This is a genomic window from Paenibacillus cineris (assembly GCF_018333335.1).
GTDB lineage: Bacteria > Bacillota > Bacilli > Paenibacillales > Paenibacillaceae > Paenibacillus_AQ > Paenibacillus_AQ favisporus.
On sequence record NZ_BORU01000001.1, the window covers coordinates 218710 to 240534 of the forward strand.

A 21825-nucleotide genomic window follows, 5' to 3' on the forward strand; every position below is an offset into this window, starting at 1 on the left:
GAAAGGGGGAAGCATTGTGGGAATCGGTTCATGGGCAGGGCTGTGGTTTGCGCTCAGCATACCGGCGATTCTGCTGATGTATTTGCTCAAACGCAAGTTTATAGACACCACCGTGCCCAGCCACCTGCTGTGGGACCGGGTGCTGAAAAATATCGAAGCCAACCGCCCGTGGCAGAAGCTGCAAAACCGTCTGCTGCTGTGGCTGCAGCTGCTTGCCGCCGCGCTGCTCGTTTTTGCCCTGCTGCAGCCTTATCTGTGGGTATCCGGAAATAGCGGGGGGCACATCGTCTTCGTTGCTGATACATCCGGGAGCATGGGTGCAATAGCGCCGCCGCCAGCCGGCAATGCAGAACAGTCTTCCCAGGAGCCGCAGGAGACGCGGATCGAACGAATGAAATCCGAGATGAAGCAGTACGTGAAGAAGCATGCCCGCGGCAGCGAGGTCACCCTGCTCAGCATGAAATCCGAGCCCGACGTGATCATTTCCCGGGAAAAGGATGCGAAGCGCGTTCAGGATGCGATCGACGGTCTCACGCCTTACTATGGTCAGGCGGCGTATAATGAGACGCTGTCGCTGGCCTCTGCGCTTACGCGGGAGGAGCAGAACGCGGAGGTTGTTCTTTTTACGGACGGCGAATGGAAGGGCGCCAGCGACCAGGTGACGTTTGAAGTTCCTGCACATACAGTCCTGGTTGGAAACGGTCCGGTGAAAAATGCCGCCATCCAGCAGTTTGGCATTCAGCAGGGCAAGGAAGGTAATGATGCGGTGGCTGTGCTCGGCTCGAGCGGGACATGGGATGCGCCGGTCGATGTACGCATTTATGGGGACAACAAGCTGCTTCGTACCGAATCGGCCGATCTTACCCGGCACAGCGCCACGCTGGTTCTGCAGTCTCTGCCGCCGGCTGACGTGTACCGGATTGAGTTGGATGGCGATGACGGATATCCCGCGGACAACGCAGCTTACGCTTTTGGGAAAAGCAGCCGGGAGCCGAGCATTCTGCTGCTGACGCCGGGCAATCTGTTTCTGGAAAAGGCGCTGCAGCTGACCGGAGCGCAGGTGACCCGGATGACAACGGAAGAGCCCAGCAATTCCGCGAAAACGGCGGATTCAGGGAACGCTGCGTCTGTTCCACAGGTTCCCAAGGATCCGCCGGATTTGATCGTTGTGGACGGGCAGGCGCCTGCATTTACGAAGGAAGGTTCCTGGAAGCAGCTGCTTGAAGAGACCCCGCTGTGGTCGATCGGCGGCAGCGGTCCGGAAGTCAAGGTGAACGGTCAGGAGCCTAAAGTATCCGATTATCCGGTGAACCGGTACATCACGCTGAAAGGCCTCTACGTGGGCGAGCTGCACAAGGAACCGCTGCCGGCCTGGGCCGAGCCGCTGGTGACGATCGGCGGTACGCCGGCAATATATGCAGGCAAGGAAGCGGGACATCCGCGGCTGTCGTTTCTGTTCCGGCTGCAGGACACGGATCTGCCGCTGTCGGCGGAATTTCCGATCCTCGTCCATAACGCGGTTTCTTGGCTGAACGAAGGCGAAGGTACGGGTCTCGGCAGGGTAACAGCCGGATCGGGAATGGAGGTGCCGATCGCAGCGGATGCGGAGCAAGCGGAATGGAAGGTGCAGCATACCGGGGTGCCTGGTGCGGGAGCGCCGGTTCCGGAGGTGCAAAAACGGGAGCGGGCGATATCCTCCCTGCAGACGGCGCCGCTAGTACCCGGATTGTATGCTTTTGAAGAGCGAAACAGTCAGGGGGACACCACCAGCTATCTGGTGGAGACGGCTGCCGATCCTTTTGAGGGGACCTTTGTCTCCTCTAAGCCGGTTGTTTTGAAATCGGGGCAAGACGATACAGGCAGGGCTGAGTCAGGTGCCGGAGAACAGGCAGGGAATCCGGGAACGGATGGGAAAATCGGTCAAAGCCGCTACTCGCTCATGTGGCTGGCCGCCGCCGTCGTACTGCTGATGATCGTGACCGAATGGGGGGTGTACCAGCGTGGGCGTTCAATTTAATCACCCTTGGCTGCTGCTCTTGCTCCTTCCGCTGGCGCTTCTGATGGTGTATGCGTACAAATCGGACTTTCGCCTGGCCGGCCGCCGCAAGACCTGGGCGATCGCCATCCGTTCCGTGATCCTGCTGCTGCTCGTGCTGATGCTGTCCGGATTGCAGTCTTATACTGTATTGCACCAAAAGAAGGTCGTATATGTCGTTGACCGCTCGATGAGCATGACGGACACGGAAAGCGCCGAAGCGTTTATTGGACAATCGGTCAAAGGCAAGGAAGCGAAGGACACCATCGCGGTGGTATCCACAGGTCTGGACGCTGCTGTTGAGCAAAAAGAGACCCGTGAGCTCCCGGGCTCCCTTCGGCTGAATGCGGACCTGAAGCGGGAATACACGAATCTGGAAGCCGGCATGATGCTCTCCGGGAGCATGCTGGACAGCCGCTCGGATTCCCGGATCGTCCTGATCACCGACGGGGAGGAGAATGTCGGCAGCATGCTGTCGGCCGGACGGCTGTTGAAGGACCAGGGCATCCCGGTTGACGTGCTGGACATGCCTTCGTCCGAACAGCAGGACGTCTCCGTGGAGGAAGTCAAAGTCCCGGAGAAGCTCTACCAAGCAGAGTCCTATTATATTGAAGTGCTGGTGCGGAGCACCTATAAAGGCAAGGGTGAGCTCCGGCTGTATGAAGACAACGCCGAGATCGGCCGCGAGTCGGTGGACGTGACCCCGGGAGACAACCGGTACGCCGTGAAGGGGCTGGCGAAAAAAACGGGGCTTCACCGCTACCGTGCCGAAATTTTCATGGACGGCGACCGCCAGTCGGCCAACAATGCGGGATATGCCTTTACCCGGGTGGAAGGTCCGCCCAAGGTGCTGATCGTGGAAGGCGAGAAGGGAAACGCAGCCAATCTTGCGTCGGCCCTCTCATCGGGCCTGGTTCAGTATGAGCGGATCGATCCGAGTGTTCTGCCGCTGGAGCCGGCGAAATATGCAGCGTATGACTCCATCATTTTTAACAACGTTTCCGGCGACCAGGTGGGCGAGCGGCGGATGGCCATGATCGAACAGGCGGTCCGCACCTACGGGGTCGGCTTTATGATGGCCGGTGGCGAGGACAGTTACGGCATGGGCGGTTATTTCAAGACACCGATCGAAAAGCTGCTCCCCGTCTCCATGGAGCTGGAGGGCAAGCGGGAGATCCCGTCCCTCGGTCTGATCCTGGTCATTGACCGTTCGGGCAGCATGAGCGGGGACAAAATGGAGCTCGCCAAGGAAGCGGCGATCCGTACGGTGGAAATGCTGCGATCCAAGGATACGGTCGGGGTGCTCGCTTTTGATTCCCAGCCGTGGTGGGTCGTGACGCCTCAGTCCCTGGCGAACGGCAAGGAAGACGTTATTTCGCAGATTCAGTCCATCCAAAGCGATGGAGGGACCGATATTTACCCGGCCGCGGCGTCCGCCGTGGAGGAAATGCTGAAGGTCAAGGCCCAGCGGAAGCATATCATTCTGATGACCGACGGACAGTCGGCCGGAAACGGCGGATACAGCGATTTGATCGAGCAAATGAAGGGCGGCAAAATCACGATGTCCACGGTTGCGGTCGGAATGGACGCGGACGTCAATCTGCTGCAGTCGCTGGCGGATGAGGCCAAGGGCCGATACTACTTTGTGGATGACGCTTCGTCGATACCGTCGATTTTCAGCCGCGAAGCCGCGATGATGTCCAAGTCCTACATCGTGGACAAGCCGTTTGTGCCGGCACTGCAAAACGGCGGGGACTGGACGTCTTTGTTCGAAAATGGCGTGCCGCAAGTTTACGGCTATGTCGCCACGACGCCGAAGCAGGGGGCGCAGACGGTGCTGACCAGTCCGGAGCCCGACCCGCTGCTGGCGAGGTGGCAGTACGGATCCGGCCGAACCGTCGCCTGGACAAGCGACCTGATGGGCAAATGGTCGAAGGACTGGGTAGCTTGGCCCGCCTTCTCCAATGTCGTGACCCAGATGGTGAAGTGGACCTTCCCTCAGTTTACGGCTTCCCCGTATGAGGTAAGCACGCAGATCGAGGGGAACCGGGTCCGTTTTGAAGTCAAAGCGGATACGGCGGGCACGGATCAACTGCAGGCGGTCATTACCGGGGATGATCTGCAGGAGCATAAGGTGGATCTCGTTCAGGAGGCGCCGGGAAGCTATACCGGAGAGCTGCCGGTGGACCAGTCCGGTTCGTATCTGATGACGCTGCTCGATGGCAGCGGCAAGCCGGCTGCGCCCGGCACCGGGCTGGTCGTCCCTTACTCCCCGGAATACCGGATTGCGGACGGGAATGCGGATCAGGGGCTTCAGCGATTGGCTGAGCTGACCGGCGGCCGGATGCTGTCGATGGACCATCCGGAGCAGGTATTTGCCGCCAAAGCCAAGCCGAGCCGCCAGCTCCATGATTGGAGCTATGCGCTGCTGGCGGCCGCCCTGGTGCTGTGGGTGGCGGACATTGCCGTCCGCCGCCTGGCTCTCCCATGGGGCGCCATCGCTGCGCGGGCCGCCGCCATCCTGCGGCGGCGGCAAGCACCGGCCGGCGGGGCGGAGGCCCCGGACGCCGGCCTGGGCCGGCTGGCGGCGCGCAAGCAGCGCACCGCCGCCTTCTACGGCGGCCGCACTGCCGGGCCGCCGGCACCGGCGCCGCAGGCGCGCGCGGAGCGCGGCGCGGCCGACGCCAGCGGGCGCAGCCCGCAGGAAGCCGGGGCGGAGCGTCCGGCTTCGGGGGCGTCCCGCCCGGCGGCTTCACCTTCGCCGCCGCGCGGGGCGCCAACAGCCCGGCAGCCGGAGGCCGGGCCGGGCAAGGAGGCTGCGGCGCAAAGCCCGCCGCAGCTGGAGGAAGAGCGGTCCGCAGCGATGGACCGCCTGCTGGCCGCCCGTAAGCGGAACTCGCGCTAGAGCGCGGACCCGCGCCAAATCACTCAAACCAAAGAACCCCTTGGAGGCAGGAGGGCTGAAGCCCGCCAGAGCCATTCCAAAGGGTTCTTTTTTTGTCTAAACGTCAACCGGGCAACATCTTCTCTCAGGTAACCGACGTTCCCTGCGAAATCCCGCCGGTGGTAAGCTCCCAGCGGCACGTCATCGTCAGCACGTCCCCGCTTAGCTCGGCGGACAGCCGGCCGCCCATCTTCTCCATCAGGCTGCGGGCGATGGACAGGCCGAGTCCGGTCCCTTTACCGGAGCGCGTTTGGTCGGCTGTATAGAACCGGTCAAACAGCAGGGAGGGATCGGTGCCGGCGAGATGCGGGGCATCATTGCGGATGACCAATACCGCCTCGTTATTTTGCCGCTTCAGCCCGATGCCGACTTCGCCGCGCGTGTGCTTGATCGTATTGAGCAGCAGGTTTTCGATGACCCGTTTGACGGCCGACTCATCCGCGAACCCGATGATCTCCTCTTCAGGAAACTCCAGTAATGGGGTGATACTGCAGTCGGTGAACTGGTCGTACAGGCTCATGATGACGTCCTGCAGCACCGGGACGAAACGGATGCGCGCCGGCTTCAGCTCGTAATCGGTGGACTCGATCACGGACAGCTCGAAAAAATCGTTCAGCAGCGCCTGCAGACGCTGCGAACGGTGTTTGATCACACTTAAGTAGGCATGCTTTTCTTCGGGACTGAGGTCCTCGGCCTCAAGCAGCTGAATATAGCCGAAGATCGACGTCAGCGGCGTGCGGATATCGTGGGACATGTTGGCGATCGCCTGCTTCAGCTCGTTTTCCGTTCGGCGCTGTAGGGCGCCGCTCTCGGTCACCCGGTCGATCAGACGGTTGATTTCAGCCGCAAGCGATTCAAGATCTTTTTCGTAATAAGACAAATCGGTTTTTTTGCCCGATCTGCCTTCGTTGTAGCTCTTCAGCTGGGCGGTTATCCGCCGAAGTTCCCTGCGCATCCGCAGGAGGCGGGCGACGAGCAGAGCAATTACGGCGACAGCGACAATGGTGATGTAGAGCATCGTTTGTCCGCCTCCTTTGGTTAGATGGTTTCCCGCGAAAATAGATTCACTACCTTGCAGCTCATTGTTGGTATGGGGCTGCTTCTTACTTAATCTCCTTCTTCCGGAAGGCCAGAATGCCCAAAGCTCCAAACATCAGGAACCAAACGACCGGAACCACGACCATGGCGCTGAGCTGTCCACCGCTTCGTTCCATGATCGGCACGTTGTTGACCAGTTTGAAGATGGAGTAGTCGTACAGCGTGCCGATGAAGGGAATGAATCCTCCGGCTCCGGCGAGCAGGGAATCAGCCAGCAGGAACAGGATAAACAGGAAGCCGATCGATTTGCCGCTGTCGGTCAGCAAGGTTGAAAACAAGGCGGCAATGCCGGCGAATCCGGCCGCATAGAGTACGGTAAATCCCAGGGCTCGCAGTACAAAAGGCAGCGGTAACGATCCCGCATCCCCATTTGCGATCACCATCACGGCTGTCGCTACCACAGGCAGGGTGAGCGCAAGCAAGGCCGTACCAACGGTGAAGACCAGCAGCTTTGCGGTGAACAGCCGGATCCGGCTGTTGCCGGAAGAGGCGATGCATTTCATGACGCCGGTCGAATATTCGCTGGAAATAAAGAAACCGGCCAGCAGGGCGGCAGAAAACTTCAGCACATAGGCGTTGCCGGCCAGCACATTTTGCATAAACTCCAGGCTGGTGACTTCCGGCTCGCCGGCGGTATGGTCCATGATGACGAGCAGGGGATACACGATGGCGGCCGCCGCAATGCACAGGAGCAGGGTCCGGAACGAGAGGTCCTTGCGCAGCTTGAACCATTCCGCTTTGATGACGTTGCTCATGGCTGCACACCTCCGATCCGCTTCGTGAAAAACGTCTCCAGGTCTTCGCCTTTCGGCATAAACTGCTCGATCTCCAGGCCGGATGCGGCTAATGCGGTCGATACGCGCCCGGGATGCTCCAAATGATCGTAGAGCTGGATGGACCCGTCCGGCATGACCTCGAATTCCGTGGTGTCCAGACGGTTCTGCAGGACCGATGCCGCCGCGGCGGGGTCGTTGACTTTGATATGAATGAACTGCCGGCATTTCTCCTGCAGTTCCTTGGCCGTCAGCTCCTCAAGCAGGACGCCGCGGTGAATGATGCCGTAATGGGTGGCCAGCAGATGCAGCTCGCTTAAAATATGGCTGGAAATCAGGATGGTGATCCGTCGTTCCTGGTTCAGCCGCTTGAGCAGTTCGCGCATTTCGACGACGCCCATAGGGTCAAGCCCATTGGTAGGCTCGTCCAGAATGAGAAACTCCGGATCACCCAGCAGGGCGATCGCCAGGCCCAGACGCTGCTTCATGCCCAGCGAGAAGTTTTTCGCCTTTTTCCGACCGGTTCCTTCCAGGCCCACCAGTTCGAGCGATCGCTTGACGATATCTTTTCCGGGAATGCCCCGCAGAAGCCGGTTGGCTTCGACGTTCTCCTCCGCCGTCATTTGCGGGAACAGCGCCGGACTTTCAATGATGGACCCGATGCGTTTGCGCGCCTCGTTTGTTTCCGAAGGACCGCTGTATCCGAACAGCTCCACTGAGCCTTCCGTCGGAAAGGCCAGCCCCGCGGCGATGCGGATGAGCGTGGATTTGCCGGCTCCGTTTTGCCCGATGAATCCGTAAATGGACCCACGTTTGATCGAGAGATTCACCTTATCCAAAGCGATGCCGTTTTTGAACGTTTTGGTGAGATTGGTGGTGCGAAGAACATATTCGCTCATGGTTTTCTCATCAGCCTCCCTCCAGTGATAGGCTCAGTGTATTCCGGAAAGCGTAAGAGAAGTTTAAGGCAATTCTTAAGAAAGGCTTAAGTCTGAAGAGCCGACTGCGGCCGGTACAAGACTGCAGCGGATAACGCTATGCTGTTGAAGGATTCGGCTGTACAGCCCTAAAAGGCAGCGGACCTAAGCTCCACCAGCTTCTCACGGCTTCAGCCGGTAGCCGATGCCCCAGACGGTTTCGATCCATTCCTCGCCGGGGCAAGCCTTGGCCAGTTTGCTGCGCAGATTGCTCATATGTACGTTGACGGTATTGTCATCCCCGAGAAACTCCTCGCCCCAGATGCTTTCATACAGATTGGATTTGGAAAATACCTTTTTGGGCGATGCCATGAGCAGATGAAGGATATCGAATTCGCGGGCGGTCAGGGAAATCGGCTCGCCGTCGGCGTGTACGGTTTTGGCTTCCGGGTCGAGCAGCAAATTTTTATGCGAATAGATGACCGGCTTGGCGGAGTTCGCGGCACGATGGACCCGTCTAAGATGCGAGTCGATGCGTGCAGATACTTCCTCGATGTCGAACGGCTTCGTGATATAGTCGTCGGCACCGCCGCGGAGGGCGGCGATCTTTCCGGACTGGTCGCCCTTGGCGGAAATGATCATCACCGGCGGAGCGCCGTGTTCCCGAACTTCGTTCAGAACTTCCTCGCCGGATAAGCCGGGAAGCATCAAATCCAGAAGGACCATGTCCCAGGGCTGCTGTTTCAAATAAATGAGGGCCTCGGTTCCGGAAAAAGCGGGCTGTGCGGTATATCCGCTGCGGCGGACGATGCTGCAAAGCAGGCGGCTGATATCGTTGTCGTCTTCCACGACCAGAATGTGCGTATTTCCGTTCATTTGACGTTTTCACCTCGGTTACATGCAGTTGAGTTACGAACTATCATACTCGAAGAAACGGCTGTTTCCAATGGTTTTTGCTGTTTCAGGACCGGACCGTGCGGGTCATAGATGGAAGGGCGCGTCAACCCCCAGGGGTACATGAAAAAAGTTTGAAACTATTGCCAGACGGAGGGAGGGCGAGACTTCGCTCAATTCCGCCCGGCTCTTGGCTTCGGGCGGGATCCGCTGCCCCTTTATCCGATCTGATTTGCTCCGCATAATGACCTTCTTCATGGGGAATGGTGATAAAGGTTATGGAAAAGAAGAAAGGCAAGTGTTATAATAAGTCAAAATGAAACATTCAAGCGGATGTTCTTCTAAGCCGCCGGGTTTTTCCGTGCTTTCAAGTGTGCCCGCTTCATGTTAATTTCCCAGAAATACTGAGGAGGATAACCATGACTGACAAGAATCAAGCGATTGACAAGGCCGAGAACGCGACCATCGATAATCTGTCGATTACGACGATCCGTACCCTCGCGATCGATGCGATCGAGAAAGCCAACTCCGGACATCCGGGTATGCCGATGGGCTCTGCACCAATGGGATACCAGCTGTTCGCAAAGACGATGAACCACAATCCGGAGAATCCGACTTGGATTAACCGCGACCGTTTTGTTCTCTCCGCTGGGCACGGCTCTATGCTGCTGTACAGCCTGCTTCACCTGAGCGGATACGATCTTCCAATGGAAGAGCTGAAACAATTCCGTCAATGGGGAAGCCTGACTCCAGGTCACCCAGAGTTCGGTCACACCGCTGGCGTTGACGCAACGACAGGTCCTCTTGGACAAGGCGTGGCTATGGCCGTTGGTATGGCAATGGCTGAAGCACAGCTGGCTGCAACTTACAACAAAGACAACTACAAAGTGGTTGACCACTATACGTACGCGATCTGCGGCGACGGCGACCTGATGGAAGGTATCTCGCATGAGGCTGCTTCTTTGGCGGGCCATCAACAGCTCGGCAAGCTGATCATGCTGTACGATTCCAATGACATTTCCCTCGACGGTAAACTTAACCTGTCCTTCTCCGAAAACGTACAGAAGCGTTTCGAAGCCTACGGATGGCAAGTGCTGCGCGTGGAAGACGGCAACGATCTTCCGGCCATCGAGAAAGCCATTGCGGAAGCGCAAGCCGAAACGAGCAAACCGACCCTGATTGAAGTGAAAACCATCATCGGTTACGGAAGCCCGAACAAACAAGGTAAAGGCGGCCATGGCGGTACTCACGGATCCCCACTGGGTGCGGAAGAAGCCAAGCTGACCAAAGAATTCTACAAATGGGTATACGAAGAAGACTTCTACGTGCCTGAAGAAGTTCGTGCTCATTTCGCGAAAGTGAAAGAACACGGCGTAAAAGTCAACAAAGAATGGAACGAGCAGTTCGAAGCTTACAAGAAAGCTTATCCTGAACTGGCCGCTCAATTCGAAAAGGCTGTTGCCGGCGACCTTGCTGAAGGATGGGATAAAGACCTTCCGAAGTATTCCGTGGAAGACAAAGCCGTATCGACACGCGTTGCTTCCGGTAACGCCCTGAACGGTCTTACAGGCGGCGTACCACAGCTGCTGGGCGGATCCGCCGACCTGGAAAGCTCCACGATGACTCACCTGAACAACCTGGCCAACTTCACGCCTGACAGCCGCGAAGGCCGCAACATCTACTTCGGTGTACGCGAATTCGCGATGGCTGCCGTGATGAACGGCATGACGCTGCATGGCGGAGTGAAAGTATTCGGCGGTACGTTCTTCGTATTTACCGACTACCTGCGTCCGGCGGTTCGTCTGGCTTCCATCATGAAGCTGCCTGTCACTTATGTTCTGACTCATGACAGTATTGCGGTTGGTGAAGACGGTCCTACCCATGAACCGATCGAACAGCTGGCATCGCTGCGCATCATTCCTGGATTGACTGTGATCCGTCCGGCTGACGCCAACGAAACATCGGCTGCCTGGGCTTACACTGTTGAAAATAAAGAGAACCCGGTAGCGCTCGTATTGACGCGTCAAAACCTGCCAATCCTGGCCGCTACGGCTGAGGGCGCACGCGAAGGCATCAAGCGCGGTGCTTATGTAGTAGCTGACGCGAAGAACGGCAAACCTCAAGCGCAAATCATCGCAACGGGTTCCGAAGTACAGCTGGCTGTGAAAGCCGCCGAAGCGCTGTCCAAAGAGGGCATCGAAGTTCGCGTCATCAGCATGCCAAGCTGGGATCTGTTCGAAAAACAAGATCAAGCTTACAAAGATTCCGTCCTGCTGCCTGACGTCAAAGCGCGTCTTGCCATCGAAATGGCTTCTCCATTCGGTTGGGAACGCTATGTCGGCGACAAAGGCGACATTCTCGGCATCTCCATCTTTGGCGCATCCGCTCCTGGCAACCGCGTCATCGAAGAATACGGATTTACGGTGGACAATGTAGTCAGCCGTGTCAAAGGGCTGCTGTAAGGTCATAGCCGTTTAATTCATATTTTGAGTTCAAAAGGAGCAGTGAGCACATGTCGCAGTTCAGCAATGCCACCATCGTCAAAGCAGCCAACGTCTATTATGACGGCCAGGTGACCAGCCGCACCGTCATTCTGGAAGATGGTAGCAAAGTTACGCTCGGAATTATGCTTCCGGGCACGTATGAATTTGGGACGGACGGTCCTGAAATTATGGAGATCCTGTCCGGCCACCTGAAGGTCCTTCTTCCCGGTGAAGAATCCTGGCAAGAAATTCAGGGAGCACACACGTTTCACGTGCCTGCCCATTCCAAATTCGCTCTGGAAGTGTTCAGCGTAACCGATTACTGCTGCTCCTACCCGGCGGAGTAACGAAAAAGGGTAAGTCCGTCATCTGGCGGACTTACCCTTTTCTCTCCGGTAAACTCACTTTTTCTGCATAATTTGGAGCCGTTCCATTCAACCTATGGCTGTATATGGAAGGAGCCTGTCCATTATTGCAGCGGCTTGCCGCCGATCGTCTGTCCGATCCATGCTTCATAGCATTTGACGACAGCGGACAGGTCCTCATCTCCGAAGCCCTGCGTCTGCCCGGCTTGAAACAGGCTTTTTGCCAGGTTCAGCATCGGGGACGGTACGCCGGTGGCGTCGGTGAGGGAGGAGGCAAGCTTCAAGTCTTTGAGCATCAGCGCAAGGGAGAACTGGTTGCTGAAGTCGTGGTCGATGATCTTCCGGCCTTTCAGGTCCGCGGCCTTGCTGCCGGCCGAACCAAGCTGCACCAACTCGAGGAAGCTGTCGGCAGGAATGCCGGATTTGGCGGCGATGGCGAAGCCTTCCGCCAAGGCCAGGTTGTTGATGCCGACCATCGTGTTATGGGCGAGCTTGGCAACGGAACCGCTGCCGCTTGGTCCCATATGGATGACCTTCTTGCCCAGCGTATCAAACAGGCCGGATGCGGCTTCCAGCACGGAAGCTTCTCCGCCGACCATAAAGACGAGTGTGCCGTCGATGGCCGCCGGCTTGCTGCCGGTCACCGGTGCGTCGAGGAAATGGGCTCCGAGCTTGTGAACCTCGGCGGCCAGCTCTTTGACGAGCCCCGGGGAAATGGTGCTGCTGTCAATGACGGTGGTGCCTTGAGCCAGCGTTTTCAGAATGCCATCTTCGCCGTAAAACACCTCGCGGATGGAATCGTCATTGCTGACCATTGTGATGACCGCATCCTGTCCTGAGGCCGCTTCGGCAGGAGTGGCGGCTTGGGACGCGCCTTCCCGGACAAGCGCTTCGGCCTTGGAAGCCGTGCGGTTATAGACGGTTACCTCGTAACCTTGTTTTAACAAATTGGAAGCCATGGGCGCTCCCATGGTGCCCAGTCCGATGAAGCCTATTTTTTTCATGAGAATCACCTTTTCCTGTGAGATATAAGCATTCATTAAGTTTACCATGAGGCCATGCGACAATCCATGGGGGGAGAAGTGAAATTGTGGGTGGATAAGCTTCATATTGTCCTTGCCAAATGCAGTGAAATTACAGTATCCTATTCTAAAGCTGTTTTTTTCGGAGCGTAAATAGAATAGAGATGAAGCCAAACTAGGAGGTTTACATTAGATATGTCTACCAAATTAAATTTCGATTACAGTAAGGCGCTCTCCTTTATCGGTCAGCACGAAGTGGATTATCTGGCAGAGCCGATCCGACTCGCTCACGAGCAGCTTCATAACAAGACAGGCGTAGGTTCTGACTTCTTGGGATGGATCGATCTTCCTACCCAATACGACAAGGAAGAATTTGCACGCATCCAGAAAGCAGCAGCGAAAATCCAAAGCGATTCTGACGTTCTGATCGTCATCGGAATCGGCGGATCTTACCTCGGCGCACGCGCCGCGATTGAAGCTCTGTCCCATTCCTTCTATAATGTATTACCAAAGGACAAGCGCAAGACGCCTGAAGTCTATTTCGCCGGCAACAACATCAGCTCCACTTACGTGGCGCATTTGCTCGATCTGATCGAAGGCAAGGACTTCTCCGTGAACGTCATTTCCAAGTCCGGCACAACGACGGAGCCTGCAATTGCTTTCCGTATTTTCAAAGCCGAGCTGGAGAAGAAATACGGCAAGGAAGAAGCCCGCAAGCGTATCTATGCAACAACCGACAAGGAAAGAGGAGCCCTCAAGAAGCTTGCGAATGAAGAAGGCTATGAGTCCTTTATCATTCCGGACGACGTGGGCGGAAGATATTCCGTACTGACTGCGGTTGGCCTGCTGCCAATTGCTACTGCCGGAATCAACATCGAAGAGATGATGCAGGGTGCCGCTGACGCTTCCAAGGAATTCAGCAACCCGAACGTGCATGAGAACCTCAGCTACCAATACGCTGCCGTGCGTAACGCACTGTACCGCAAAGGCAAAGCTATCGAGATTCTCGTGAACTACGAGCCTTCTCTTCACTTCGTATCCGAGTGGTGGAAACAGCTGTACGGCGAAAGCGAAGGCAAGGACTACAAAGGCATTTATCCGGCATCCGTCGACTTCTCGACCGATCTGCATTCCATGGGACAATTCGTTCAGGAAGGCAGCCGCAACATTTTCGAAACCGTCATCCAGGTGGACAATGTAGCGAAGCAAATTACGATCGAAAGCGATCCGGACGATTTGGACGGCCTGAACTTCCTGGCTGGCAAAACGATGGATTTCGTCAACAAAAAGGCCTTCCAAGGCACGATGTTGGCACATACAGACGGACAGGTTCCTAACTTGATCGTAACTGTACCGGATATGACTCCGTATTCCTTCGGATATCTGGTGTACTTCTTTGAAAAGGCGTGCGGTATCAGCGGCTATCTGCTTGGCGTCAATCCGTTTGACCAGCCTGGCGTGGAAGCCTATAAGAAGAACATGTTCGCTTTGCTCGGCAAACCGGGCTATGAAGAAGAAAAAGCGAAGCTGGAAGCAAGACTGTCCGAATAAGAATAACATCAGCAACTTTTGAATAGACATACAAAGCTAGGGAAGCAGTTCACCGGTTAATCAACAGCGGGGGACTGCTTTCTTGGCAAATAAGAAAGGGCATGAACATGATTGATCGCTATCGGACCGTCCGGGGGGCGGGATCCAAGGAAATTGTCATTAAGAAGTCCCGTTTTATCGGCCATGTGAAACCGGTGGACAGCGAAGATGATGCAAACGCTTTTATTGAAGAGATCAAGAAGCTGCACTGGAATGCCACGCATAACTGCTCCGCCTACATGATCGGGGAGAGGGATGAAATCCAGAAGCAGTCGGATGACGGGGAGCCGAGCGGAACGGCCGGCAAGCCGATTCTCGAGGTAATCCGCAATCAAGGGTTGAAAAATGTGGCGATCGTCGTGACCCGGTACTTCGGCGGCATCATGCTGGGGGCGGGAGGACTGATCCGGGCATACACGGACGGTGCTGTGGCGGCGATTGAAGCGGGGGAAGCGATTACGCGCGTGCTTCACCGCGAGATTTTTGTTGAAATCGACTATACCTGGCTGGGGAAGGTCGAGAACGAGCTCCGGGGCCGTGAGGTCCGAATGGGGGAAACGGTGTTTACGGATAAGGTGCGGCTGACGTGCCTGCCGGAAGACCGGGAAGCGGAGACGTTTATGTCGTGGATGGTGGATTTGACGCAGGGGCAATCCCTGATTACGGAGGGCGAAAAGCTTTATTTTATTGAAGGGGAATAAGGTCTATGGCAAGAAGAGCAGTGGAACAGGAGTTGTCGAGGGAGAGGATTCTGGAAGCGGCCAGGCATTTGTTTGTGACCAAGGGATACCGGGCCATTTCTATGCGCAGTATTGGTCAGCATTTAGGTTACAGTCATGGTTCCTTATACTATCATTTCAAGGAAAAGGCAGAATTGTTCTACGCCATCGTGGTTGAGGATTTCAACAATCTCGCTGTACAGCTGAATAAGGTGCTCAAGGTCGCTCCGACCCAGGACTTGACCAAGGTGGAACAGCTCATGCTGGAGTTCATCCGTTTCGGCCTGGACCATCCTTATCAGTACGAGATCATGTTCATGATCCGGGACGAAGAACTGCTGTCCTACTGCCGTTCTGAGCAGGGGCGCTGCTTCGAATTGTTTGCCTCCATGGTGCGCCGTTACATGAACGAGGAGGAGCACGGCCCCGATCATTGCCGCAATCTGCCGTTAACGTTATTTTTGTCCATGCACGGATTCATATCGTATTACATCCAGGATCGCGTGACTTTTGAGGAGATCAAACCCGCGGCCATCACGCATGTGAAGATATGCTGCCGCAGTCTGCGGTAATTTTTTTAGATACTTACTTTATAACGGTGAATTGGTATTGCGCCAACGTATAAATGCTGTGGTGAGTGTGAGCGCAGCTGGAAAAAATAAGGTGAAGGGGAGGGCATGCAGAAATGCCTCACACCCCGACACCTGTTTTGTCATGCCTGCTTTTGGGGATACGGCGGGCTTCCTTATCCCTCCATAATTTTTACATGGTATTGTCTGCGGCGCGGCCCGTCAAACTCGCAAAAATAAATCCCCTGCCAGCGTCCGAGCAGCAGCTCACCTTCCGTAATGATCACGGTCTGCGAAGGTCCGCAGGTGATCGACTTCAAATGGGAAGCCGTGTTGCCTTCGGCGTGGCGGTATTTTGGATGCTCCCACGGATACACCTCATCCAAACGCAGCAGCACATCATGCTTCACGTCCGGATCGGCGTTTTCATTAATGGCGATGCCGGCGGTCGTGTGCGGGCAGTAAATCAGCACCGTCCCCTCCTTGACCCCGCTCTGATGAACCAGCGAGATAATCTCGCGGGTAATATCCCTCATTTCGTCCCGTGACGCCGTACTTAATTCAAGGGTATGCAGCATGTCGTATGTCTCCTTTCCTAAAGTGTATTTTACCTAATACTGGACATGTTATAAGCCTATGATACAGTTGCTGCGCAGTAAGCACAATGAACGGGCTGGCCTATTCCTCTACAGGATAAAGTTAATCTAGAAAGAAGCTGGAGAGGGAACGGCAATCAGCAGCGTCTCCCCCTCGGCGATATTTTTGTAGCTATGCGGCGTTCGGGCATCGTAATAAATGCTGTCGCCTTCTTCGAGCGTGAACCGTTCATTTCCAAGGATGAACTCCAATCGTCCGGTATGGATAAAAAGAAACTCTTCCCCTTCGGAATGGCCAACGCTGACGTCCCCTGATGTTGCGCCTTTTTCGAGAACTCCCCAAATCGGTCCCATCTTATTGCCGCTTCCATGACTGAGAGCATACCAAGTTATTCTGGAACCCTCGGAGTGAACGAGAGGTTTTCGTTCGTTTTTTCTGATGACGATGCTTCGTTTCTCCTCGCCAAACAGATCGGTAAAATTCACACCTAGAGCGTTTGCTATACGCTTGAGAACGCTTAGGGATGGATTCACTTTGTCGCGTTCGATTTCACTGAGAAAAGACAAAGAGATGGAGGCCATGGTGGAAACCTCTTTGAGCGTCAATTTTTGTTTTTTTCTCGTATTTCGAATAGTATCGCCGATTGAATTCATCTGAAGTCCCCCTCAACTGAAAATTTCGCTGTGAACGTAATTTTTACGTGTATCATATCGGATATTTGCAGTGGTATCAAGCACTTTGAAGCAGAGCGAATTACGCTGTAAAACCGTTGTAATATCAGGCTTTAAGAACTACTATTAAATCAAGGTTGATGTGCAGTCTCATACCCGGGTATTTACGAATTCCTTCAACCATTTCCATATTGAGCGAAATTTTCGGGATGCTTTCAGATCCCATTATAATAGTTGTCTCGAACGATCTACGATTTAGAAAGAAAACCGGAGGATTTCAAATGAACAAAGTCTATCAAGTAGGCGACGCAACCGTAACCCGTGTCACGGAAATGACGCTGAGCGGCGTCCCGCCGGAAATTTATTTTGCAGGCTCGTGGGATCCTGCGTTTCTGGAAAAGAATCGGGATACCCTTCCCGCCGGTCTAATCGACGGGGATTCTCAGCTTGTCGTTAGTATTGGAACTTGGGTCGTGAAGACTCCGGACCATACGATCCTTATTGATACAGCCACGGGAAATGATAAAAATCTTCCGTATAATCCGGAATTGTCCAATCTAAAGCTGCCGTATCTTGATCGTCTCCTGGAGGCGGGGGTTACGCCGGAAGACGTGGACTATGTCCTGTTGACGCATTTGCATGTGGATCATGTCGGCTGGAATACAAGGCTTGCAGGCGGTAATTGGGTACCGACGTTCCCGAACGCCACCTATGTATTTCCGCTTTCGGAACAACAATATTACTCCAGCCCGGCCAGCCACAATAAAGAAAACGAACCCAACTTTAACGCATACGAAGAGAGCGTTTTGCCTGTCGTCGAAGCTGGAATGGTGAAGACAATCCCTCCAGAGGGGGGAGAGTTCCTCGATATGTTCAAATTTATTCCGACACCCGGCCATAGCATCGGTCAAATGTCGATCAGCCTCACGTCCGGCGGAGAAGAAGCTTTGTTCGGTGCTGACGTGATGCACCATCCGTTCCAGGTATATCATCCCGAGTGGAATTCCATGTATTGCGAATTCACGGAACAAGCACGCGTTTCCCGGCGCAGGGTATTGGATTATGTCGCGGATCGGCCCATCATTTATTTCAGTACCCATTTTCCGGGGAGTTCTGCGGGGTACGTGACTCGTGACGGCAACGGATTCAAATGGGAATTCATTTAATAAACGACCCTAATCACATTGAAAGGTGCTGACACCATGACGACAAACGATTTTAGGCACGATACACCGATTTTGACCGAAGACCACCGTATCCCCAGCGATACGTCCGGAATCGAACTTTATGTACGCAACAAACGTCCGGCTTCCATGAACACGTTCACGAACGAGAAAACGATTGTCATGGTTCACGGTGCCACATATCCGATTGGCAGTTTGTATGACGTTGAATTGGATGGTTTCACGTTCTTGGACTATTTGGCAAGCCATGGTTACGACGTGTATGCCGTGGATGTACGCGGCTACGGAGGCTCGACGAGACCCCCGGAGATGGAGCAGCCCGCTGACTCCAACCCTCCGCTAGTTCGCACGGAAACGGGAGTTCGCGACTTAGGCTCGGCGGTAGACTTCGTTTTAAAACATCGAAATTTATCGAAGGTCAACGTTCTGGGAATGTCCTGGGGCGGAACGGTCGCCGGGGCATATACGAGCCGAAACAACGATAAAGTAAACAAGCTTATTCTGGTCGCACCTCAGTGGCTGAGCACGAAACCGGTCCCTATCGATAACGGAGGTCCGCTCGGCTCCTATCGTCTCGTTCCGGTCGGAAGCACGAAGGAACGCTGGCTAAGCGCCGCCCCTGAAGATAAACGCAACGATTTGATTCCGGAAGGCTGGTTCGAACAATGGACCGAAGCAACGTTAGCTTCCGATCCGGGAAGCCAAAGCGTCCATCCGGGACATATCCGGGCGACCAATGGGCCAATTCTGGACATCCGTGAATTCTGGACGGCTAACAGAGCTTTTTATGAGCCCAAGGAAATCACGGTGCCTGTCCTTCTTGTTCACGCGGAATGGGACATCGATGTGCCTCTTGATTTGGCGCAAAACTTCTTCACGTCACTGACCGGCGCCGTTTATCGCCGCTGGGTAGAGATTGGGGAAGGAACACATATGGTGCTGTTAGAGAAAAACAGGATGCAGGCTTTTCAAGCGATCCGCAGCTTCCTGGACGAATCGTACATTCCGGCGAAATAACCCGGGTGCAGTGCCCGAAGTTTCATATGCCTAAAACGAGGCCTGCGGCATGCTGCCGCAGGCTTTTTTCGTACCCACTTTTTTGAAAGAAGGCGAATCGTTTGCGATCCTATCTGCTTCTATTGTTTTGCGCATCACTCTACGGTAGCAACTTCGTACTGGGCTCGCTTTTGCTGCAAGCATTTCCAGCGCTGCATCTATCGGCCTATCGGCTTGCCGTCTCCTCGGTGTTCCTGCTCGTTTATTTGATTGTGACCCGCCGATGGGTGCGGGTTTCGCTGCGGGATGCCGTGTACTTCATACCGTATGCTCTTGTGGGGATGCTGCTGCATCAAGTCACCTTCTTTACGGGGCTGCGCACGGTCGATGCGACGACGGCTTCATTGATATTATCGTTATCACCGATTTGTACTGCGCTGTTTGCCCGCTTGTTTCTAAAGGAACCGTTTACGCTTCGGATGACGATGGGGTCGGTCGTCGCCTTTGCCGGTGTCTTTTTCGTTGTGGTAAATGGCGCAGGTTTTATGCTTCGCATCTCGTCCGGGATTGGATGGATGCTGATTTGCATGCTGGCATTTTCAGGGTCTGTCGTTCTCATGAAAAAGCTGACAGAGCGCATCGAACCGCTTGTGGCAACGGCTTACTCTACGATGCTGGGCTTTATTGCAGTACTCCCGGTATCGATCTGGATCGAACCGCATGCTGAGATTCGTCCACACTATGTATGGTGGCTTGTCTTAATTGGGTCCGCGCTGCTTATCCAAGGATTATGCGCAGTCGTCTGGAACGCTCAAATTCGCCAGGTAGGTGCCGCGACCGCGTCCCTGTTTCTGAATTTGCAGCCATTTGTTGCGATGGTGTCAGGCTACTTCATTCTAGGTACGCCGATCAGCTACATGCAAGTTGCGGGTTCGGTGTTGATTATTTGCGGCGTCATCCTGGCAACCTTCCAAAGACGTTCGAAAAGAACTGCGCATGCCGATCAACTCCATATGTCCGTGGTGAAGCGATAACAGAGTGGAGTGCTGGGAGTTCCATCGCCGACGGTCTCAATGAGGCAAAGGATCATCACGGTTAGACCTTGACTTTTCCCCGAAACGGGCCGAATGTTCTGGACTGAAAAATGCAGGGCCTGCACTCGTGCAGGCTCTTTTCTTTGCAGCGTAAACGGAGACTGGAAATAAATCTATTTTTGTATTGACGGTGTGAGACAGTTTTTGGTAAAGTACTGATAAGCAAAAACCAAGTAGTCAAATAGGAATAATTTAATCTATAATGGAAATCATCAATCGTCAAGCGCCGACCGGGCCGATTCCCGGAGGCAGGGAGGGGTCAAGTGAATACACTGCTGCGACATAAAGGCTGGACCTGGGGTTTTCGAAGCACCGTTCTTCTTTATTTTGTACTGCTGGTCGTGCTCCCTTTGCTGGGAGTGTATTACCATTCGTTCTCGCTGGGATGGAGCGCTTTTGCCGAAAGCGTGAAAGACCCGATCGCGTGGAAATCCGTGCTCCTTACGCTGAAATTGGCCCTTGTGGCCACGATGATTAACGTTCTGATCGGTACGATGATCGGCTGGGTGATCGTCCGCTACCGTTTTCCGGGCAGATCGCTGCTGAACAGTCTGGTGGATCTCCCGTTTGCCCTGCCGACCGCGGTCGGGGGCCTCATGATTCTGCTTCTGCTCGGACCGGGCAGTCTGATCGGCGGAGCCGCCGAAGCGCTCGGCTTTGAAATCGTGTTCCATCAGCCGGCGATCGTCATCGCCATGGTGTTCGTCACGTTTCCTTTCGTCATCCGCGCGGTGCAGCCGCTGCTGGAGGAAATCGATCCTTCCGAGGAGGAGGCGGCGCGGACGCTGGGCGCTTCGGGAACCAAAATCTTTTTCCAAGTCGTGCTGCCGTCCATGCTGCCGGGTATGCTCAGCGGAGGAATGCTGGCCTTTTCCCGGGCGCTGGCGGAGTTTGGGGCCGTCGTGCTCGTGGCCGGCAACATCCCGGGCCGGACGCTGATCGCCTCCGTGTTTATTTACGGGGAGGTTGAGAGCGACAATACTGCCGGGGCCGCCGCCGTGTCGATTCTGCTGCTGACGCTGTCTTTTGTCATACTCTGGGTCGTGAATTTTGTGCAGACGAAGGGGAAGAGAGCATGAAGAAACTGTGGATTACGCTGACATACCTGGTCTTTTTCCTGCTGCTGATCGCTCCCCTCGGCAAAATGGTCATGGGTGCCTTCGAAGGTGGCTTGGGCGGTCTGGGCGATGCCCTGGCAAGGCCTGAGGCGCTGCACGCCCTGATGATGACCGGGCTCATCGTCGTCACCGTGACGGTGCTGAACACGCTGCTTGGCATGATGATGGCTATCTATCTCGTTCGCGGCAGCTGGATGAGCGGCGGGCTCCGGCGGTTTCTGAACAGCATCGTCGACCTGCCGTATGCGGTGTCCCCCGTAATTGGGGGGCTGATGATCGTGCTCCTGCTTGGGCCGGGAAGCGCGGTGGGGACCTTTTTCGAAGATATTGGCTTTAAAATCGTGTACGCCTTTCCGGGGATGGTCATTGCTACGCTGTTCGTCACTTTTCCGCTCATGGTGCGCGAGGTGATGCCGGTGCTGCAGGAGATCGGGGCTCAGCAGGAAGAAGCCGCCTCGACGCTGGGGGCTTACGGTTGGACGACGTTCTGGAAAGTAACGTGGCCGTCGATCCGCTGGGCGGTTATTTACGGCATCGTGCTGACGGTGGCGCGCTCGCTGGGCGAGTTCGGAGCGGTGCTCGTCGTATCGGGTAATATCATTAACAGGACCCAAACGGCGACGACGCTGGTATACCAGGACGTGGAAAATTTCAATGTCATTTCGGCCAACAGCGTTGCGCTGGTTCTGGCTGCTTTTTCGGTAAGTCTGCTCCTCCTGATGGAATGGGCCAAAAAAAGAAGGGAAGTGCGCTGAT

At 55.2% G+C, this 21825-nt stretch carries 19 protein-coding genes; 12 read left to right on the forward strand and 7 right to left on the reverse strand.

Annotated elements, in window-relative coordinates:
• The first annotated feature begins 16 nt into the window (after positions 1–16).
• Both KI379_RS01225 and KI379_RS01230 read left to right on the forward strand, forming a co-directional pair.
• The gene (locus tag KI379_RS01225) at positions 17–2017 is read left to right on the forward strand and encodes a vWA domain-containing protein (RefSeq protein WP_212982502.1); all 2001 of its coding nucleotides are present in this window, start codon (positions 17–19) and stop codon (positions 2015–2017) included.
• Entirely contained in the window at positions 2001–4940 is a 2940-nt protein-coding gene (locus KI379_RS01230) for a VWA domain-containing protein (RefSeq protein ID WP_212982504.1), read from the forward strand. Before KI379_RS01225 ends, KI379_RS01230 begins: the two co-directional genes overlap by 17 nt.
• 124 nt (positions 4941–5064) lie before the next feature.
• Here the strand turns inward: KI379_RS01230 and KI379_RS01235 are convergent, their stop codons facing one another.
• The 4 genes from KI379_RS01235 to KI379_RS01250 form a co-directional block, all read right to left on the reverse strand.
• The gene (locus KI379_RS01235) at positions 5065–5997 is read right to left on the reverse strand and encodes a sensor histidine kinase (RefSeq protein WP_212982506.1); all 933 of its coding nucleotides are present in this window, start codon (positions 5995–5997) and stop codon (positions 5065–5067) included.
• A gap of 85 nt (positions 5998–6082) precedes the next feature.
• The gene (locus KI379_RS01240; protein ID WP_212982508.1) at positions 6083–6832 is read right to left on the reverse strand and encodes an ABC transporter permease; all 750 of its coding nucleotides are present in this window, start codon (positions 6830–6832) and stop codon (positions 6083–6085) included.
• Positions 6829–7749 carry an ABC transporter ATP-binding protein gene (locus KI379_RS01245; protein ID WP_145136821.1) on the reverse strand — a complete coding sequence of 307 codons (921 nt, stop codon included), beginning with the start codon at positions 7747–7749 and terminating at the stop codon, positions 6829–6831. The genes KI379_RS01240 and KI379_RS01245 overlap by 4 nt, the downstream gene beginning before the upstream one ends.
• A gap of 201 nt (positions 7750–7950) precedes the next feature.
• Positions 7951–8643, reverse strand: coding sequence for a response regulator transcription factor (locus KI379_RS01250; protein ID WP_076173448.1), 693 nt, complete (start codon positions 8641–8643; stop codon positions 7951–7953).
• Positions 8644–9080: 437 nt separating this feature from the next.
• Between KI379_RS01250 and tkt the strand changes: the two genes are divergently transcribed.
• Positions 9081–11123, forward strand: coding sequence for a transketolase (gene tkt, locus KI379_RS01255; protein WP_145136815.1), 2043 nt, complete (start codon positions 9081–9083; stop codon positions 11121–11123).
• A gap of 50 nt (positions 11124–11173) precedes the next feature.
• Positions 11174–11491 carry a pyrimidine/purine nucleoside phosphorylase gene (ppnP, locus tag KI379_RS01260; RefSeq protein WP_076173446.1) on the forward strand — a complete coding sequence of 106 codons (318 nt, stop codon included), beginning with the start codon at positions 11174–11176 and terminating at the stop codon, positions 11489–11491.
• Positions 11492–11613: 122 nt separating this feature from the next.
• Here the strand turns inward: ppnP and KI379_RS01265 are convergent, their stop codons facing one another.
• Positions 11614–12513 (reverse strand): NAD(P)-dependent oxidoreductase, encoded by a 900-nt coding sequence (locus tag KI379_RS01265; protein WP_089545535.1) that lies wholly within the window; start codon positions 12511–12513, stop codon positions 11614–11616.
• A 213-nt stretch (positions 12514–12726) separates the two neighbouring features.
• Between KI379_RS01265 and KI379_RS01270 the strand changes: the two genes are divergently transcribed.
• The 3 genes from KI379_RS01270 to KI379_RS01280 all read left to right on the forward strand — a co-directional run bounded on the left by KI379_RS01270 (position 12727) and on the right by KI379_RS01280 (position 15412).
• Positions 12727–14082 carry a glucose-6-phosphate isomerase gene (locus KI379_RS01270; protein WP_076173444.1) on the forward strand — a complete coding sequence of 452 codons (1356 nt, stop codon included), beginning with the start codon at positions 12727–12729 and terminating at the stop codon, positions 14080–14082.
• A gap of 107 nt (positions 14083–14189) precedes the next feature.
• Positions 14190–14822 carry a YigZ family protein gene (locus KI379_RS01275; protein ID WP_076173443.1) on the forward strand — a complete coding sequence of 211 codons (633 nt, stop codon included), beginning with the start codon at positions 14190–14192 and terminating at the stop codon, positions 14820–14822.
• A gap of 5 nt (positions 14823–14827) precedes the next feature.
• Entirely contained in the window at positions 14828–15412 is a 585-nt protein-coding gene (locus KI379_RS01280) for a TetR/AcrR family transcriptional regulator (RefSeq protein ID WP_076173442.1), read from the forward strand.
• Between the two features lie 173 nt (positions 15413–15585).
• On the opposite strand, the gene KI379_RS01285 is transcribed toward KI379_RS01280, so the two are convergent.
• Positions 15586–15987: a secondary thiamine-phosphate synthase enzyme YjbQ gene (locus KI379_RS01285; protein ID WP_089545536.1), complete on the reverse strand. Its 402-nt coding sequence runs from the start codon at positions 15985–15987 to the stop codon at positions 15586–15588.
• Positions 15988–16113: 126 nt separating this feature from the next.
• Positions 16114–16659 carry a helix-turn-helix domain-containing protein gene (locus tag KI379_RS01290; RefSeq protein ID WP_212982510.1) on the reverse strand — a complete coding sequence of 182 codons (546 nt, stop codon included), beginning with the start codon at positions 16657–16659 and terminating at the stop codon, positions 16114–16116.
• 299 nt (positions 16660–16958) lie between these two features.
• Here KI379_RS01290 and KI379_RS01295 point away from each other — a divergent pair, with 299 nt between their 5' ends.
• The 5 genes from KI379_RS01295 (at position 16959) to KI379_RS01315 (ending at position 21824) form a co-directional block, all read left to right on the forward strand.
• Positions 16959–17843 carry an MBL fold metallo-hydrolase gene (locus KI379_RS01295; RefSeq protein WP_212982512.1) on the forward strand — a complete coding sequence of 295 codons (885 nt, stop codon included), beginning with the start codon at positions 16959–16961 and terminating at the stop codon, positions 17841–17843.
• Positions 17844–17879: 36 nt separating this feature from the next.
• Positions 17880–18878 (forward strand): alpha/beta hydrolase, encoded by a 999-nt coding sequence (locus KI379_RS01300; RefSeq protein WP_212982514.1) that lies wholly within the window; start codon positions 17880–17882, stop codon positions 18876–18878.
• Positions 18879–18979: 101 nt separating this feature from the next.
• Positions 18980–19891, forward strand: coding sequence for a DMT family transporter (locus KI379_RS01305; RefSeq protein WP_212982516.1), 912 nt, complete (start codon positions 18980–18982; stop codon positions 19889–19891).
• Positions 19892–20214: 323 nt separating this feature from the next.
• On the forward strand, positions 20215–21030 hold the full coding sequence (gene cysT, locus KI379_RS01310) for a sulfate ABC transporter permease subunit CysT (protein ID WP_076173436.1): 816 nt from the start codon (positions 20215–20217) through the stop codon (positions 21028–21030).
• Entirely contained in the window at positions 21027–21824 is a 798-nt protein-coding gene (locus tag KI379_RS01315; RefSeq protein ID WP_076173435.1) for a sulfate ABC transporter permease subunit, read from the forward strand. The genes cysT and KI379_RS01315 overlap by 4 nt, the downstream gene beginning before the upstream one ends.
• Position 21825: the final 1 nt, after the last annotated feature.